Source organism: Lysinibacillus sp. RU7 (genome assembly GCF_057837305.1).
Genome location: NZ_JBYQFK010000012.1, coordinates 106,255 through 124,510, shown reverse-complemented (window position 1 = coordinate 124,510; position 18,256 = coordinate 106,255). Strand labels below are relative to the sequence as shown.

The 18,256-nt window shown below is 39.9% G+C and carries 13 protein-coding genes; 11 read left to right on the top strand and 2 right to left on the bottom strand.

The features are described from left to right. The first annotated feature begins 818 nt into the window (after nucleotides 1-818). The 11 genes from pyrR to AC3II9_RS10770 all read left to right on the top strand — a co-directional run bounded on the left by pyrR (nucleotide 819) and on the right by AC3II9_RS10770 (nucleotide 13,704). Complete coding sequence (gene pyrR, locus AC3II9_RS10820; protein WP_489155366.1) at nucleotides 819-1,367, top strand: bifunctional pyr operon transcriptional regulator/uracil phosphoribosyltransferase PyrR; 549 nt, start codon at nucleotides 819-821, stop codon at nucleotides 1,365-1,367. Nucleotides 1,368-1,383: 16 nt separating this feature from the next. Further along, entirely contained in the window at nucleotides 1,384-2,721 is a 1,338-nt protein-coding gene (locus AC3II9_RS10815) for a solute carrier family 23 protein (protein WP_489155364.1), read from the top strand. A gap of 232 nt (nucleotides 2,722-2,953) precedes the next feature. After that, nucleotides 2,954-3,832, top strand: coding sequence for an aspartate carbamoyltransferase catalytic subunit (locus AC3II9_RS10810; protein ID WP_489155362.1), 879 nt, complete (start codon nucleotides 2,954-2,956; stop codon nucleotides 3,830-3,832). Nucleotides 3,833-3,839: 7 nt separating this feature from the next. After that, nucleotides 3,840-5,120: a dihydroorotase gene (gene pyrC, locus AC3II9_RS10805; RefSeq protein WP_489155371.1), complete on the top strand. Its 1,281-nt coding sequence runs from the start codon at nucleotides 3,840-3,842 to the stop codon at nucleotides 5,118-5,120. Beyond that, complete coding sequence (locus AC3II9_RS10800) at nucleotides 5,120-6,220, top strand: carbamoyl phosphate synthase small subunit (RefSeq protein ID WP_489155360.1); 1,101 nt, start codon at nucleotides 5,120-5,122, stop codon at nucleotides 6,218-6,220. The genes pyrC and AC3II9_RS10800 overlap by 1 nt, the downstream gene beginning before the upstream one ends. Further along, nucleotides 6,213-9,410: a carbamoyl-phosphate synthase large subunit gene (carB, locus tag AC3II9_RS10795; RefSeq protein WP_489155359.1), complete on the top strand. Its 3,198-nt coding sequence runs from the start codon at nucleotides 6,213-6,215 to the stop codon at nucleotides 9,408-9,410. The genes AC3II9_RS10800 and carB overlap by 8 nt, the downstream gene beginning before the upstream one ends. Before the next feature lies 1 nt (nucleotide 9,411). Further along, complete coding sequence (locus AC3II9_RS10790; protein ID WP_391366357.1) at nucleotides 9,412-10,185, top strand: dihydroorotate dehydrogenase electron transfer subunit; 774 nt, start codon at nucleotides 9,412-9,414, stop codon at nucleotides 10,183-10,185. Continuing rightward, nucleotides 10,182-11,093, top strand: a complete 912-nt coding sequence (locus AC3II9_RS10785; protein ID WP_489155357.1) for a dihydroorotate dehydrogenase — start codon at nucleotides 10,182-10,184, stop codon at nucleotides 11,091-11,093. Before AC3II9_RS10790 ends, AC3II9_RS10785 begins: the two co-directional genes overlap by 4 nt. Nucleotide 11,094: 1 nt before the next feature. Beyond that, nucleotides 11,095-11,802, top strand: a complete 708-nt coding sequence (pyrF, locus tag AC3II9_RS10780; RefSeq protein WP_489155356.1) for an orotidine-5'-phosphate decarboxylase — start codon at nucleotides 11,095-11,097, stop codon at nucleotides 11,800-11,802. Between the two features lie 2 nt (nucleotides 11,803-11,804). After that, nucleotides 11,805-12,434, top strand: coding sequence for an orotate phosphoribosyltransferase (gene pyrE / locus AC3II9_RS10775; protein ID WP_391366360.1), 630 nt, complete (start codon nucleotides 11,805-11,807; stop codon nucleotides 12,432-12,434). Between the two features lie 748 nt (nucleotides 12,435-13,182). Then, nucleotides 13,183-13,704 (top strand): hypothetical protein, encoded by a 522-nt coding sequence (locus tag AC3II9_RS10770; protein WP_489155355.1) that lies wholly within the window; start codon nucleotides 13,183-13,185, stop codon nucleotides 13,702-13,704. 486 nt (nucleotides 13,705-14,190) lie between these two features. On the opposite strand, the gene AC3II9_RS10765 is transcribed toward AC3II9_RS10770, so the two are convergent. Together AC3II9_RS10765 and AC3II9_RS10760 are read right to left on the bottom strand one after the other, a co-directional pair. After that, nucleotides 14,191-15,252, bottom strand: coding sequence for a branched-chain amino acid aminotransferase (locus AC3II9_RS10765; protein ID WP_489155354.1), 1,062 nt, complete (start codon nucleotides 15,250-15,252; stop codon nucleotides 14,191-14,193). 840 nt (nucleotides 15,253-16,092) lie between these two features. Further along, nucleotides 16,093-17,772, bottom strand: coding sequence for an Rqc2 family fibronectin-binding protein (locus tag AC3II9_RS10760; RefSeq protein WP_489155352.1), 1,680 nt, complete (start codon nucleotides 17,770-17,772; stop codon nucleotides 16,093-16,095). Nucleotides 17,773-18,256: the final 484 nt, after the last annotated feature.

Below are 18,256 nucleotides of genomic sequence, written 5' to 3'. Positions count from 1 at the left end.
TCCGCGCTTTGCCACAGCCTACACAGGAGCTAAAACAGGCGGGGCCTGTTTGGATCTCCTGTTACGGCTCCTGTGGCTATGGCGCGCTACGGCAAAAAAAGTGAATGCTTCTCGATATTCTAGAAAAAACATTTATCTTCTCTATAAGGAATCATTTACTTTCTGTTTGTACGTATAATCACCTAGCTTCTATTATAATCAATGAGGATATTTCATTATTTTTTAGCAACTCATTTTTTATTGAACACTAGTTGCTTGTAGAGGAGGCACGAGACTCCTACGGGAAAAGCGAGACAATCAAGACCCCGCAGGAGCGAAGCATGAGCGACGAGGAGGCTTGATCTCGCCCGTGGAAAGCGAGTGCCGCAGCGGAAAGCAACGGTTACCGAAATGGTAATATATATTTTGATATTTGCTCATTATGAGTTGTAGGATAAAAGGAGAAATATCACCTATAAAACAGCACGAAAAATTAACAGATAATTCACGCTTGTAGAACATTTCGTTTTAGTTGTCTGACCTTTTGTCGTTTTGTTGACAGGCTATATAAAGAAGCATATACTGACAACAGTGAAAAAAACGAGCTTGACGAGAGCGAGCCGTATAGCACAAATTACTTTAAATAATGTCACCTTTAATGGCAGTCCAGAGAGGCTGAGAAGGTATAATGTGAGAACCATCGGGATATCTGTGGGCAGATTTTTCGGATGCGTTTATTTCAACATGCACTTTCCAACCCTCTAGGTGACTAGAGGGTTTTTTATTTTCGTTGAAACACAACATACCATAACAAATACATCAATGAAAGGAGAATCGTTATGGCACATATAACAGAGCTATTAGATGGGCCATCAATGAACAGAGCCATTACGCGTATCGCCCATGAAATCATCGAGCGCAATAAAGGGATTGATGAAGTCATTTTAGTTGGGATTAAGACGCGTGGGGCATTTTTAGCGAAGCGCTTAGCAGAGCGAATTGAACATATCGAAGGAAAAGCGATTCGTACGGGGGAGCTAGATATTACGCTTTACCGGGATGATTTATCGACAAAGCAAGTAAACGACCAAGCACAAGTACAGCAAGTCGACATTGACTATCAAGTGAACGATCAAAAAATTGTGCTCGTCGATGATGTGTTATATACGGGACGTACAGTGCGTGCAGCACTCGATGCCGTGATGGATTTAGGAAGACCTTCTCAAATCCAATTAGCCGTATTAGTAGACAGAGGACATCGAGAACTACCAATTCGTGCCGATTACGTTGGCAAAAACATTCCGACAGCCGGACATGAGCGAATTGTAGTCAATTTAGAAGAAGTTGACGGTCAGGATATCGTGACGATTCATAAAGAAGCAGAGTAGAAAAGAGGAACAAACGGTGTCTACAAAACCAGTATTAGATATCAACGAAAAACCAAGTATTGTACAGTTAATTACATTAAGTTTCCAACATTTATTTGCCATGTTCGGTTCAACTATTTTAGTACCAAAATTAGTAGGTCTTGATCCAGGGATTGCCCTGTTAACGAGTGGGATTGCCACGATTATCTTCCTATTAATTACACAATTTAAAGTGCCAGCATACTTAGGCTCATCATTCGCCTTTATTACGCCGATTATTTCTGTAGCAGGGCTTAATAACGCAGGCGTAGCGGTTACGCCAGGGAACGCAATGATTGGCGCAATGGGCGTCGGGATTATTTACGGGATTGTCGCGTTGCTTATTTGGAAGACAGGCTATAAATGGTTAATGGCTTTACTGCCACCTATTGTAGTAGCACCTGTAATTATCGTAATCGGATTAGGCTTAGCAGGAACAGCGGTTGACATGGCGATGAATATTACAGTGCAGCAGTTAGATGAAGCAACAGGTCAGATGATGGATGTAAAAGTGTATAGCTTTAAACATTTCTCAGCAGCGCTTGTCACGTTGTTGGCAGCCATCGTATTTAATGTGTACTTTAAAAATATTTTAAGCGCCATGCCGATTTTATTAGGGTTAATCATCGGATATATCTACTCTGTAGCGATCGGAATTGTGAACTTTGAGCCGGTAAAAGAGGCAGCATGGTTTGCGATGCCAACCTTCTTAATACCAGGGGTAGATTATGAACTGAACGTAACAACAACGATTTTAGCAGCAATGTTACCAGTAGTCATTGTGACCATTTCAGAGCATATCGGTCACCAATTAGTATTAGGGAAAGTCGTAGAACGAAATTACATTAAAGATCCGGGTCTTCATCGCTCATTACTAGGGGATGGCTTAGGAACATTTGTTAGTGCGTTAATCGGTGGTCCACCGAAAACAACGTATGGTGAAAATATCGGGGTATTAGCGATTACAAGAGTGTACTCCATCTATGTCATCTTCGGTGCAGCAGTAGCGGCAATGTTAATCGCATTTTTGGGGAAAGTCATGGCATTAATTTCAACAATCCCAACAGCGGTACTGGGCGGTATTTCGATTTTATTATTCGGGATCATTGCATCGAGCGGTTTACGTATGTTCGTTGAAAGCCGCGTAGATTTCGGGAATAACCGCAACATGGTGATTGCATCAGTTATTTTAATCATCGGTATCGGTAATGCACAAATTGTATTTGGCGATTTTGCCATCGGTGGTATGGCGTTATCAGCATTAATTGGTGTGGCATTAAACTTAATCTTACCAGGGCGCGATAAAGGCGCTGGAGACTTGTACGAACATCAATAATTAAATAGCAGTACCTTTTAAGATTTGTCCAGAGAGGCAAGGAAGGGGAAAGACACGAAGGCACGTCTATGAACGATGTCTTAGCTTGTCACACCCTCAAAGCCTCGCTATCTTGTATAGTGAGGTTTTTTTAAGAAAAAGAAAATCAAGAATATTTCATCAATCTGTCAAATGAGAATAGTCAAAATAGTTCTATACTAGTAAGTAGCGAATCAAATCGGAGGCGCAATGTATGAAAAATTTATTGTCAATGGAGCATTTATCAAATGAGGAAATTTTACACATTTTAGAGCGAGCACAGGCTTTTGAAAATGGCGAACAGCCACAGCTTGATCGAGCATACAATGTGGCGAACCTTTTCTTCGAGCCAAGTACACGTACAAAAACAAGCTTTGAAATGGCAGAGCGCCGCATTGGCTGTACAGTCATTCCGTTTGATGCAGGGTTTTCAAGTGCATTAAAAGGTGAAACGATGTATGACACAGTAAAAACACTTGAAATGATTGGTATAGATGCCGTCGTGATTCGCGCGAAAGAAGATGAATACTACAATGAACTGCTAGAAGGTATTAATTGCGCTGTCATTAATGCAGGTGACGGGGCAGGGCAACATCCATCCCAAAGCTTACTGGATCTATACACAATTAAGAAAGAATTCGGCAACTTTGAAGGCTTAAATATTACGATTGTAGGTGATATTTCACATAGCCGAGTAGCCAAATCGAATGCGGTGGCGCTCACAAGACTAGGGGCAAATGTTCGTTTCCTTTGCCCCGAAGAATGGGCAGGCGATTTTGAAGCGGTCCATTCATGGGATGCAGTATTAGAAGATAGTGATGTTGTGATGTTACTTCGCATTCAACATGAGCGACACGCGGTAAGTAAAAACTTCTCAAAAGATAGTTATCATGAGGAGTTTGGTTTAACAGTAGAACGTGAAAAACGCATGAAAAAAACCGCCATTATTATGCATCCAGCACCAGTGAACCGCGATGTAGAGATTGCAGACGAATTAGTAGAATGTGAACGTTCTCGTATTTTCCAACAAGTACGAAATGGTGTATATGCACGTATGGCCATACTAGAAACGATTTTGAAGGGACGACAATAAGATGACAATGACATTTATTCAAAACGTAAAAATGTTAAATGAACAAGGTGAGTTAATCGACGCAACAGTGACAGTTGAAGATGGCAAAGTAACAGAAATTGGCGGTGTGATGCCAGAAGGAAAAGGTGTTATTCAAGTAATCGATGGACAAGGTAACTTCCTTTCGCCAGGTTTTGTAGATGTACACGTACATCTTCGTGAGCCAGGTTTTGAACATAAAGAAACGATTGCAACAGGCTCTTTAGCTGCAGCACGTGGTGGTTTCACAACAATTTGTGCGATGCCAAATACAAAGCCAGTACCAGATTCAGTCGAAAACATGCAGTTAATTAATGGTCTAATTAAGGAAAGTGCCCTTGTTCGTGTATTGCCATATGGCTCACTAACAAAAGATATTTCAGGGGAAGAACGTACAAATATGGAAGAGCTAAAAGCAAATGGTGCTGTAGCCTTCTCAGATGACGGGGTAGGGATTCAATTAGCCTCTACAATGTATGAACAAATGAAAGAGGCTGCACGTTTAGATGCGGTCGTTGTCGCGCACTGTGAAGATAACTCACTCATTTATGAAGGGGTTATGCATGAGGGGAAACGCAATAAAGAGCTTGGTTTACCAGGTATCCCATCAATTTGTGAATCTGTCCAAATCGCGCGTGACGTATTACTAGCTGAAGCAGCGGGTGCACGCTACCACGTATGCCACGTCTCAACGAAAGAATCTGTACGTGCAGTACGCGATGCAAAAGCAGCAGGCATTAAGGTAACGGCGGAAGTTTGTCCACACCATCTTTTACTTGAAGAAATGGACATCCCATCAGATGATGCAAATTGGAAAATGAATCCACCATTACGTGCAAAAGACGACCAAGATTCATTACACGCAGCATTACTTGACGGCACAATCGACTGTATCGCAACAGACCATGCACCACACACAGTAGAGGAAAAATGCTGTGGTATGGTGGGTGCACCATTCGGCATTGTCGGCTTTGAAACAGCATTCCCGCTTTTATATACACATTTTGTAAAAACGGGTAAATGGACATTAAAGCAATTAGTTGAGTGGATGGCAACAAAACCAGCAGAAATTTTCGACTTACCATACGGCAAAATTGAAGTAGGGGCTTCAGCAGACTTTACGATTATCGATCTTGAAAAAGAGATGGAAGTAAATCCAGAAGAGTTTAAGTCAAAAGGGCGTAACACACCATTTACAGGATGGAAGACACAAGGCTGGCCAGTACTAACAATATTTGAAGGCAATATCGTATATCAGGAGGCAGAATAATGAAAAAACGTTTATTAATTTTAGAAGACGGTACTGTATTTTCAGGGACAGCATTCGGTTCAGACCGTGCATCTCAAGGTGAGGTAGTATTTACAACAGGAATGACAGGTTACCAAGAAACATTATCGGATCCATCATTTTACGGTCAAATTGTTACACTAACATATCCACTCATCGGGAACTATGGTATTAACCGTGATGATTTCGAAGCAATTGCACCTGTTATCCGTGGATTTGTTGTACGTGAGCTTGCGGATCAGCCATCGAATTGGCGTTCAGATATGACATTGAATGACTACTTAAAAGCACAAGATATTCCAGGTATCGAAGGAATTGATACACGTAAATTAACACGTATTATTCGTACAAAAGGTGCAGTGCGTGCGATTTTAACAGAAGCAGATGCAGACGTAAATGTAGAAGAAGTAGTAGCGCAATTACAAGCGACACCGCTTATTACACATCATGTAAAAGAAGTATCACCAAAAGCAGCTTATCCGTCACCAGGACGTGGGAAACGCGTTGTATTAATTGACTTTGGTATGAAACACGGGATTTTACGAGAATTAAATAAACGCGACTGTGACGTACTAGTCGTGCCTTATAACACACCAGCAGAGCGCATTTTAGCGTGGCATCCAGACGGTATTATGTTATCAAATGGCCCAGGTAACCCAACGGACGTAGCAGAAGGTATTGAAACAGTGAAAAACTTAATCGGTAAAGTACCGATGTTCGGGATTTGCTTAGGTCACCAAATCTTCTCATTAGCGTGTGGCGCAAAATCATTCAAATTACCATTCGGTCACCGCGGGGGGAACCACCCAGTAAAAGATTTACGCACAGGTCGTACAGATTTAACATCGCAAAACCATGGCTATGCCATTGATATCGAGTCATTAAAAGAGACAGATTTAGAATTAACACACGTTGCATTAAACGACGGTACTTGTGAAGGGGTTCGTCATAAAAAATACCCAATCTTCACAGTTCAATATCACCCAGAAGCTTCACCAGGTCCAGAAGATTCAAATCACTTATTCGATGAATTCATTGAAATGATGGAAAATGAAGCAGCAAAGGAGAAACAACATGCCTAAACGTACAGATATTAACACTATTTTAGTAATCGGATCAGGTCCAATCGTAATCGGTCAAGCAGCAGAGTTTGACTATGCAGGTACACAAGCGTGTCTTTCATTAAAAGAGGAAGGCTACCGTGTTATCCTAATCAATTCAAATCCAGCGACAATTATGACAGATACAGAAATCGCTGACAAAGTATATATCGAACCAATTTCTTTAGAGTTTGTGTCACGCATTCTACGTAAAGAACGTCCAGATGCAATCCTACCAACACTTGGTGGTCAAACAGGGTTAAATATGGCGATCGAGTTAGATGAGTCAGGTATTTTAGATGAGCTAGGAATCGAAATTCTTGGGACAAAATTAGATGCGATTCATAAAGCAGAAGACCGCGATCTATTCCGTAACTTAATGTACGAATTAGGTGCTCCAGTACCTGAGTCAGACATCATCCATAACATGGAAGAAGCGAAAGCATTAGTAGCACGTATCGGCTATCCAGTAATCGTACGTCCAGCATTTACACTTGGTGGTACTGGCGGCGGTATTTGTTACAATGACCAGGACTTAGAGGAAATCGTTACATCAGGTTTAAAATATTCACCTGTAACACAATGTTTACTTGAAAAATCAATCGCTGGTTATAAAGAGATTGAATACGAAGTAATGCGTGACTCAGCAGACAACGCGATTGTTGTATGTAATATGGAAAACTTTGACCCAGTTGGTATTCATACTGGTGACTCAATCGTAGTTGCACCAACGCAAACATTATCTGACCGTGAAAATCAAATGTTACGTAATATCTCTTTAGATATTATCCGTGCATTAAAAATTGAAGGTGGCTGTAACGTACAATTAGCGCTTGATCCATATAGCTTCCAATACTATGTAATCGAAGTTAACCCACGTGTATCACGTTCATCGGCGCTCGCTTCAAAAGCAACGGGTTACCCAATTGCAAAATTAGCAGCAAAAATCGCTGTCGGTTTAACGTTAGATGAAATTAAAAACCCAGTTACAGGTTCTACATTTGCTTGCTTCGAGCCAGCGCTTGACTACATCGTAGCGAAAATTCCACGCTGGCCATTCGATAAATTCGAATCAGCAAAACGTAACTTAGGTACACAAATGAAAGCAACGGGTGAAGTAATGGCACTTGGCCGTACGTTCGAAGAAGCGATGTTAAAAGCAGTTCGTTCACTTGAAACAGGTCACTACCATATCGAAATGAAACACCCAGAAGAGTTAACAGATTCTTGGATCGAAAAACGTATTCGTAAAGCAGGTGACGAGCGTTTATTCTTCATCGGTGAAGCATTACGCCGCGGTGTAACAATCGAGCAAATTCACGAGTGGTCAGCGATCGACTTATTCTTCTTACACAAATTAAAGAAAATCGTCGATATGGAAGCGACACTTGCAGAAAATAAAAACGATAAAGATGTATTACGTACAGCAAAACGTTTAGGCTTTGCAGATCGTAAAATCGCAGAGCTTTGGGAAACAACGGCAGAAGCAGTGTATGCATTCCGTAAAGAACACGGCATTATTCCGGTGTATAAAATGGTTGATACATGTGCAGCGGAATTTGAATCGCAAACACCGTACTTCTACGGCACGTACGAAGAAGAAAATGAGTCGATTAAATCTGACAAGCCATCTGTCGTTGTACTAGGCTCTGGTCCGATTCGTATCGGTCAAGGGGTAGAGTTTGACTATGCGACAGTACACTCTGTATGGGCAATTCAAGAAGCAGGCTATGAAGCGATTATTATTAACTCAAATCCTGAAACAGTATCGACTGACTTCTCGATTTCAGATAAATTATACTTCGAGCCGTTAACGATTGAGGACGTCATGCACATCATCGATTTAGAGCAACCGATTGGGGTAGTCGTGCAATTTGGTGGTCAAACAGCGATTAACTTAGCGGATAAATTAGAAGCAAATGGCGTGAAAATTCTAGGGACAACTTTAGAAGACATCGATCGTGCAGAAAACCGTAATAAGTTTGAGCAAGCATTACAACAATTAAACATTCCACAACCTCCTGGTGATACAGCTACTTCAGCAGAAGGCGCAATGGCAATTGCTGAAAAGTTAGGCTTCCCAGTATTAGTACGCCCATCATACGTACTTGGCGGACGTGCAATGGAAATTGTATACAATATGGATGAGTTAGCACACTATATGGAGCATGCGGTAGAAGCTTCTCCAGATCACCCAGTATTAGTTGACCGTTATTTAACAGGTCAAGAAATCGAAGTAGATGCAATCTGTGATGGTGAAAATGTATTAATCCCAGGTATTATGGAGCACATTGAGCGTGCAGGGGTTCACTCTGGTGACTCAATCTCTGTATATCCACCACAAAAATTAACAGAGGCACAAAAAGAAACGCTTGTAGACTACACAACACGTTTAGCAAAAGGCTTAGGCATTGTTGGTCTGATGAACATTCAATATGTAATGAGTGAAGGGGAAATTTACGTAATCGAAGTAAACCCACGTTCTTCTCGTACAGTACCATTCTTATCAAAAATTACGAATATCCCAATGGCAAATATCGCAACAAAAGCGATTCTTGGTCAATCGATCGTAGCGCAAGGTTACAAACCAGGCTTAGCGCCAGAACAAACAGGTGTATTCGTAAAAGTACCAGTGTTCTCATTTGCGAAGCTACGCCGTGTTGACATTACATTAGGACCTGAAATGAAGTCAACAGGTGAGGTAATGGGTAAAGATTCTACACTTGAAAAAGCACTTTACAAAGGCTTAGTAGCAGCAGGTATGGAAATTAAAACGCACGGTACTGTATTATTCACAGTATCAGATAAAGATAAAGAAGAAGCAATTGCGATTGCCAAACGCTTCTCAACAGTAGGCTACCGTATTATGGCAACAGAAGGCACAGCACGCAGCTTTGAAGCAGCAGGTATACGTACAGATGTTGTTGAAAAAATCGGTGCAAAAGGTAAAACATTAATCGATGTAATTCAAAACGGTGAAGCACAACTTGTTGTGAACACATTAACAAAAGGCAAGCAACCAGCACGTGACGGCTTCCGTATTCGTCGTGAGTCAGTAGAAAACGGTGTACCATGTTTAACATCACTTGATACTGCTGAAGCGATGCTACGTGTAATCGAGTCGATGACATTCACTGCTGAAGAAATGCCAAAAGCGGAGGTAGTACACTAATATGATTCGCCAAGAACGAATGACGGTCGTTCAGCAATCGAAAATTGCTCATAATATTTTTGAGCTTACAGTACAAGGCGAGCTTGTCCAGGAAATGACTCCTGGGCAGTTCGTGCATGTACGTGTAGCCGATATGTTCGAACCGCTATTACGACGTCCAATTAGTATTGCCAATATTAATAAGGAAACAAATGAATTTACGATGATCTATCGTGCAGAGGGTCGTGGAACTGAAATTTTATCGTTAAAACAAGTAGGCGATACGATAGATATTTTAGGGCCAATCGGTAATGGCTTCCCGGTTGATGCAGTACCAGAGGGCGGTACGGCATTGCTTGTAGGAGGCGGTATCGGTGTACCTCCATTATATGAATTAGCTAAGCAATTAAATGCACGTGGTATACGTACAATTCATGTATTAGGATTCCAATCGGAAAATGTTTGTTTTTATGAAGAACAGTTTAGCCATTTAGGCGATACACATTATGTCACAGCGGACGGAACAAAAGGAACAAAGGGGTTTGTGACAAACTTATTAGATGAGTTACAGCCTGAGTTTGATGTGTTCTATTCATGTGGACCACTGCCGATGTTAAAAGCACTAGAAGCACAATTCCCAGATAAACCAGGTTATTTATCCTTTGAAGAACGTATGGCTTGTGGGATTGGTGCATGTTTCGCTTGTGTATGCAACACAACAGAAAATGTCGAAAAAGATTATGTAAAAGTATGCTCAGATGGGCCAGTATTCCCGAAAGGAGTTGTGGCACTATGAGCCGTATCAATATTTCGTTACCAGGATTAGAACTAAAGAACCCAATTATGCCAGCGTCAGGCTGTTTTGGCTTCGGTCGTGAATACGCACAACTGTATGATTTATCAAAGCTAGGTGCGATTATGATTAAAGCGACGACAGTAGAAACACGTAGCGGGAATCCAACGCCACGTGTAGCAGAAACTTCAGCGGGTATGTTAAATGCGATTGGGCTTCAAAACCCAGGAATTGAGAAAGTAATGGCAGAAGAACTTCCTTTCTTAGAAGGGTATGATGTACCAATTATCGCGAACGTTGCGGGTACTGAAGTGGCAGACTATGTAGAAGTAGCGGAGCGTATTTCGAAAGCACCGAACGTTCATGCATTAGAATTAAATATTTCATGCCCGAACGTTAAGTGTGGGGGCATTCAATTCGGTACAGATCCAGCGACTGCGCGTGAATTAGTAGAGGCCGTTAAAGCGGTATCAAGTGTGCCAGTCTACGTAAAACTTTCACCGAACGTAACCAATATTGTGGATATCGCAAAAGCGGTAGAAGCAGGTGGTGCAGACGGAATTACGATGATTAATACACTGATCGGTATGCGTCTGCACGAAAAAACAGGAAAGCCAGTGATTGCAAATGGCACGGGCGGTTTATCAGGCCCAGCGGTTAAACCAGTAGCGATTCGTATGGTATATGAAGTATATAAAAATGTAAATATTCCGATTATTGGAATGGGCGGTGTGATGAACGCACAAGACGTAGTCGACTTTATGTCAGCAGGTGCTTCAGCTGTCGCGGTTGGTACGGCAAACTTTGTCGATCATTTCGTATGCCCGACGATCATTGATGCGCTACCAGCAAAGTTAGACGAGCTAGGTGTGGAGCATATTACAGAACTTATTGGAAGGAGTCACCGTTAACATGAACGATAAACCGATTATTGCACTAGACTTTCCAGGTGAGAAAGAAGTGTTTCAATTTTTAAGCCAGTTTGAGGAGCAACTTTTTGTCAAAGTGGGCATGGAGTTATATATGCAGGAAGGGCCAGATATCGTGCGCAAAATTAAAGAACAAGGCCACGACATTTTCCTAGATTTAAAACTTCATGACATTCCAAATACGGTAAAGTCTGCAATGAAAGGTTTAGCACGATTAGGTGTGGACTTAGTTAATGTTCATGCAGCAGGTGGCAAACATATGATGGAAGGTGCACTGGAAGGCTTAGAGGCAGGTACCCCTGTAGGGAAAAAGCGTGCAGCTTTAATCGCCGTAACACAACTAACATCAACGACAGAAGAACAAATGCGCAACGAACAACGCATTGATCTGCCTTTAATTGATGCTGTACTACATTATGCACAGCTCACAAAATCAGCTGGTTTAAATGGGGTTGTTTGTTCAGTGCATGAAGCACGTGCCATTGCAGAGGTATGCGGTGAGGACTTCCTTCGCGTAACGCCAGGTATTCGCATGGCAGGCGGAGAAATACATGACCAAAAACGCATTGCAACACCGGACGGGGCACGTCAAGACGGTTCGTCATTAATCGTAGTAGGACGTGCTATTACAGGCGCAGCTAATCCAGTAGCTGCATATAAAGAAGTTTGTGAATTATGGGAGGCAAAATAATTATGACATTACAAAACGAAATCGCACACGCTATGCTAAAGGTTGGGGCAGTAGAATTAAACCCAACAGATTTATTTACTTGGGCTTCAGGTATTAAATCACCTATTTATTGTGACACACGTTTAACGATTTCAGATCCTGTTATTCGTAAACAGCTAGCAAATGGATTAGCACAAAACATTAAAGAATTTTTCCCTGAAACAGAAGTAGTAGCAGGAACTGCCACAGCAGGTATCCCACACGCTGCTTGGGTATCGGATATTTTAGAGTTACCAATGGTATACGTACGCTCAAAAGCAAAAGAGCACGGCCGCGGCAACCAAATCGAAGGCAAATACGCACCAGGTCAAAAAGTAGTTGTAGTAGAAGATATCGTATCAACAGGCGGCTCTTCGATTACAGCAGTTGAAGCATTACGCGCAGCAGGCTGTGAAGTAGTAGGCGTCGTATGTGTGTATACATACAACTTACCAAAAGCAGAAAAAGCATTCGACGAAATCGGCGTGAAATATGTATCCTTAACAAACTTCGATTACTTAGTAGAAGCAGCAAACGAATCAGGCGCAATTCAAGCAGATCAAATCCCGTTCTTGAAAGAGTGGCACGCAAAACTTAAAGCTGGAGAGCTTTAAGTTTTGTATGCGACGAGGATTGTGATTGCGTAGCAATGACAACCGCAGGAGCATAGTGGATGGAAGCCCAGCATGAGCTGGGCTTTTTTGCGTAAAGCAGGGAATTTACAAAAAATAATTGAAATTATTGTGGTTCTATATAGAGTTGGCGGAGTAGCAGTAAAAAAAGGAAGAGTGTAGCGTGTCTCTACATAGAAAATTTAAGTAAAATTTAACCTAATTTTAACCTTTATAATCTATAGTAGAAGCTAATGGAGCTTATATAATTCTTATGAATATTCAAAAAATAACACCTTGCATTGATAGGAAGTTTCATTTCTGAAGATGTTAAAGCTTTTTAGAAGGAGGTGTAAATATATGGTAACTATACAAATTCTACCGTTACCGCCTGTGCAAAAACCAGGAAAAGGAAGTGGTTTTGGTAAATAATAAGGCTAGAAAAAAGGGTTTGACCTATTAAGGTTAAACCCTGTAATGTCCTACTATTAGAATTTATATATTAAGTGATAGATATTAAGCACGGTGATGGCTCATGTTGAAACATTGAGAGGAAGATGGGTCAAGGAGTGCATTGAGAAATCATTGTAGTGAATGAACTATGCTAAAAGATTCAAGATTCTATTTTATGAATGAAGCATAAATATTCTTGATCAAAATATTTAAAATTATAGTGGTCATTTTACATATATATCTATTTTCATTAATGGAAATTGGGTGACATTCGTTCATAGTGATGGAGGGTGAAGAGATGAAATTGGTTCTATGTAAGAAGGAAGAAGATTATGAGAAGTTCATCCTATTCTTTTTGCGTAATCGAAATATATTTTCTAATGATTATTCATTACTAGAAGCTGTTGGCAGTCTTTATATTATGATGGGTGAAACAAATATTGTTAATTTTATCAATGATGAAGACGAGATAATCGCGGCAATTTGCTATTCATATGGGACACGTGAAAATAATTTTGAGGACAAACATATGGTATTCGTAGATTGTGCCATTGTAGAAAAGCAGTATCAAGGTAGCTTAGTATTCGTTCGTTATTTTCAACAATGGATAAACTATCTTGAAAGAGAGGATGGAAAGCCAGAGGAAATTCAATTTCATGCGCATCGTCATCATAAATATGTCCATGGTTTATATAATAAATTTGCTAAAGTTATAGGAGAAACAGAAGATCAGTTCGGTATAAAGGATGTGTTTTCCGTAGAATATGATCGTTTGGTAGCCTACCTTGACAGATTTAATAGAGAGAAAGTGTATAAATAATAACCCAATTTGTTACTTATCATTTTTATTTATATTTCCCTAAAAAATATTTCTTCACCTTTATTTGTGATTCAGAAAAAACTCTAGCAATCCGTTAGCTAGATTAGCGCCACTCATAATCATTCCTTCTTTAACCTATAGACCAACTATTATTCGTCAAAATGATGAAAAAGGGTACAGTGATATATTGTTTATAAGTCTTGCATATATATTCTAAAAATACTCATGTTCTCACTACTTTCGCATAAATATTAAGAGGATTTTTAATTTTAATATTTCCACTTTTAAGAGTAAAAATGAAAACATTATCCTATTTTCTTGAAAAGATGAAGGAATTAGTGGGCGAAGATTATATATCGACTAGAAAAGATGAGTGCTACAATTAGCAATTCAAGCATATGATTTTTTAAACTATCAAACTAGCTAGTCAATAAAGCAAAGACACAACTTGCGCTAAAATAGAGCGAGTTGTGTCTTTTAAATTCATTACAGTTTAACAATCCAGCCAAAAGGATCTTCTAGCTTACCAGTTTGTATACCTGTTAATGTATCATATAATAATTGTGAGACTGCCCCAATCTCACCGTTGTTCAGGACAAACTTTTCGTCTAAATATTTTAACTCGCCAATTGGTGAAATAACAGCAGCTGTCCCTGTTCCGAATGCTTCTTCTAATTGTCCGTCTTTATGTGCTTGGATGATTTCGTCAATAGAAATGCGGCGTTCCTCAACTGGGATTTGTTTATAATGTAAAATGTTGATGATCGAATCACGTGTAATCCCAGCTAAAATACTGCCGTTTAATGCAGGAGTGATTACTTTCCCGTTAATTTTGAAGAAGATATTCATGCTGCCTACTTCTTCTACGAATTTATGTTCTTTCCCATCTAACCATAATGTTTGATCATAGCCATTTTCATTTGCCAGTTTTTGTCCTTTTAAGCTACTTGCATAGTTGCCACCTGTTTTTGCTTCCCCAGTACCACCGGCAACCGCACGTACATATTGCTGCTCTACTAAAATTTTGACAGGGTTTAAGCCGTTTGCATAATATGAGCCTACCGGTGATAGGATAATCATAAATTGGTATGTTTGAGATGGGGCTACACTTAAATAGGAATCTGTCGCAATTACAAATGGACGAATGTATAAAGACGTACCTGGTGCATTTGGAATCCATTCACGTTCAATTGTGAGTAATTGCTTTAATGCCTCTAATGCCAGCTCTTCATCTACAGCTGGAATACATAGTCGCTCACTCGATAAATTTAATCGTTTAAAGTTGTTTTGTGGGCGGAATAATAACACTTCATTTTCTTCTGTTACATAGGCTTTTAATCCTTCAAATACAGTTTGCCCGTAGTGGAATACTTTACTAGAAGGGTCTAATGTAATTGGTTGATAAGGAACGATACGTGGGTCATGCCAACCTTGCCCTTCTGTATAATCTAAAATAAACATATGGTCTGTGAAAAATTTACCGAATCCAAGAGCGGATGCTTCTGGTTTTTGCTTTTTGTTTGGTGCTAACTCAATCTTGATTTTCATTATAAATGTCCCCCATTAATACAAAAAATAACATATGGATTTTCCTATTAAGTATAGCTGATTTTCGCTGATTTTCAATCAAATTTGAATATTTGAATGAATTATCAGACTATTAAAGCGGATAGTTACTAACTTGTTTATTAGAACCATTTTTCTATTAATCATCTTAAAACTTTTGCGCTTTGCTATAGCTATAGCCAATTAGAAATGGAGAGTAAATATTTCCCCTCTACGAATTAAAGTCGATTATTTTCATGCCTGGATTGTGTCGCATAGCGAAAACGATATACAACTTAATTTTAAATAAGTGACAAAGTAGGTCTATTTATCTAAATGGCACTTATCCTAAAATAAGTTGTATGTTAAAATCGACCAGTAGCGAATTTGGACGTTTTTTCAGCGTATGTAAAATTTTTTTATTAAAAATTTTTATCCAATCGTTTATTTTGATTGAAATAGCGAGATATTTATTTTTTTATACATGCTCACATCATAAAGACATGTATCAAACATTTTGGATGACGATATATTTCTCGAAAAAAGCTCAATTCATTTCGTTTTTTACCCCAAAAGCTGTTTTTTCTCTCTCCACAGAAGTTGCCTTTTTGGTAAATTTCTATCTTTTTCATCACAGCCGCTATTTGTAAAGCACTTTATTTTCAATGAAAGTGTCCCTTTTTCACCAAAATACAAACAGATGAGACGATTCGCGTGTAAGGTGTACACTAATTTTTAAAGCTAATCGTTATGTTGGAACATTCAAATACGCTTCTATTACAAACATAAATTAGGAAGGTTCCGTCTACCAAATATGTTGAGACGGAACCTTCTTATTGGTTGTTACTTGTTTTTCAATTGTAAAATCAGGTTTTCATCTGGTGTGACAAACAATGTTTTTTGTTCGAAGTAAATCACGAACCCAGGCTTAGATCCATTTGGCTTTTTCACTTGGCGAATTTCAGTATAATCGACTGGCACGGAAGAGGATTCACGTGCTTTGCTGAAATATGCACTTAACATCGCTGCTTCATGCAATGTCGTTTCGTCAGGTGTATCGCAGTGAATGACGACGTGTGAACCTGGGATATCTTTTGTATGCAGCCAAATATCAGTTTTCTTTGCCAATTTAAACGTTAAATAATCATTTTGTTTATTGTTTTTACCGACGGAAATTGCAATCCCTGTAGAAGACATAAATTGCTCGGGTGTTGGCTTTGTCGGTTTTTTCTTTTTCTTTGAAGCACGTAAGCGAAGATAGCCTTGCTCTGCTAATTCCTCACGAATTTCTTCAATATCAGCAGGGGCCGCTTGCTGTACTTGCTGAGCGAGCATGTCAAAATATGAAATGTCATCCTCTGTTTTTTTCTTTTGTTCTTCGATCATCACGAGCGCATTTTTAGCCTTGTTGTATTTTGTGTAATAGCTTTGTGCATTTTCAATCGGCGTTTTTCGAGGGCTTACAGGAATCGTTACTTTTTCACCTGTGTAATAATTATCGACGGTCACATGCTCTACCCCTTTTTCAAATTGGTAGAGGCTTGCCATTAGCAGTTCGCCGTATAGTTGAAACTCATGCAGTTTACTTGCACGCTCGTAATCTTGATCGAGCTTTTTAAGCTTTAACTTTAATTTATCGAGTTCGTTTGTCAGCCAACGCTCTAAATCACCCGCTTGTTGTTTGACCCGGTCGCGTTCAGCACGAGCGAAGAAAACACGGTCGAGTAATGTACTTAAATTAGGGTAATCTGTTTCTTTTCCATTTAAATGGGTTAGACTGGTTGGTGAAAAATATGCTTTCCCTTCTACTTCTTTATAGGTTGGGTGTTTTGCCACGTAAATTTCTTCCATAAATGTACGAATCGTCTTTACTAACTCTCCTTGTTGAATGCGGTGTAATAATTCATTCGCATGCAGAGGGGAGAAGCCGATAAAGCGATTCATAATATCTTTTGCTGTTACATCGTTTGCAAAAAAGGTACGCAGTTCATCGTCTGTTACTTCGTTTATATGCTGCTTATTTTGCGCGGGCGGCGCGATATATAGTTGCCCTGGTAAAACAGTACGATAGCTATTCATCGAAGGAGAGAGATGCTTTAAACTATCGATAATTTTATCGTTCTCCGTATCCACTAAAATCAGGTTACTATGACGTCCCATCACTTCGATAATGAGCTTGCGATAAACGGTATCACCAATTTCATTTTTACTTTCGATACCGAGTGTAAGGACGCGCTCTCCGCTCATATGCTGCAGTGCTGTAATAAAACCGCCTTCTATATGTTTACGTAAAAGCATGCAAAACATAGGTGGTTCTGCTGGATTTTCGACGGTTTGTTCCGTGAGATGGACACGTGCATAGGAAGGGTGGATGGAAATTAGTAATTTATGATTTCCGCCTTTTGCACGAATATGTAAGATAACTTCGAGTGCATTCGGCTGATGAATTTTTGTAATACGTCCTGATAAAAGCTGCGATAATTCTTTCGCCATCGCGCTTGTAAATAATCCGTCAAATGCCATTGTTCATTCCTCTTTCATTTATAGCTTGTTGCTACATTTTTGTAAAAACTTATAATCGGTAAATCCTAAAACATACATTACCATTTGAGTAACCGTTGCTTTCCGCTCCGGCACTCGCTTTCCACGGGCGAGATCAAGCCTCCTCGTCGCTCATCCTTCGCTCCTGCGGGGTCTTGATTGTCTCGCTTTTCCCGTAGGAGTCTCGTGCCTCCGCTATAAGCAACTAATGTTCAATACAATAATTAGCTGCTCAAAAATAATGGAAAATTCTCATTGATGAAAGTAAAGGCTGGGCGATTATACATGCAAACAGAAAGAAAATAATTTCTTTTAAAGAAGAGAAATATTCTTCTAGGATATCGAGAAGTATTCACTTTTGCCGTAGCGCGCCATAGCCACAGGAGCCGGAACAGGAGATCCAAACAGGCCCATGCCTGTTTTAGCTCCTGTGTAGGCTGTGGCAAAGCGCGGAGGCTGCGATTAT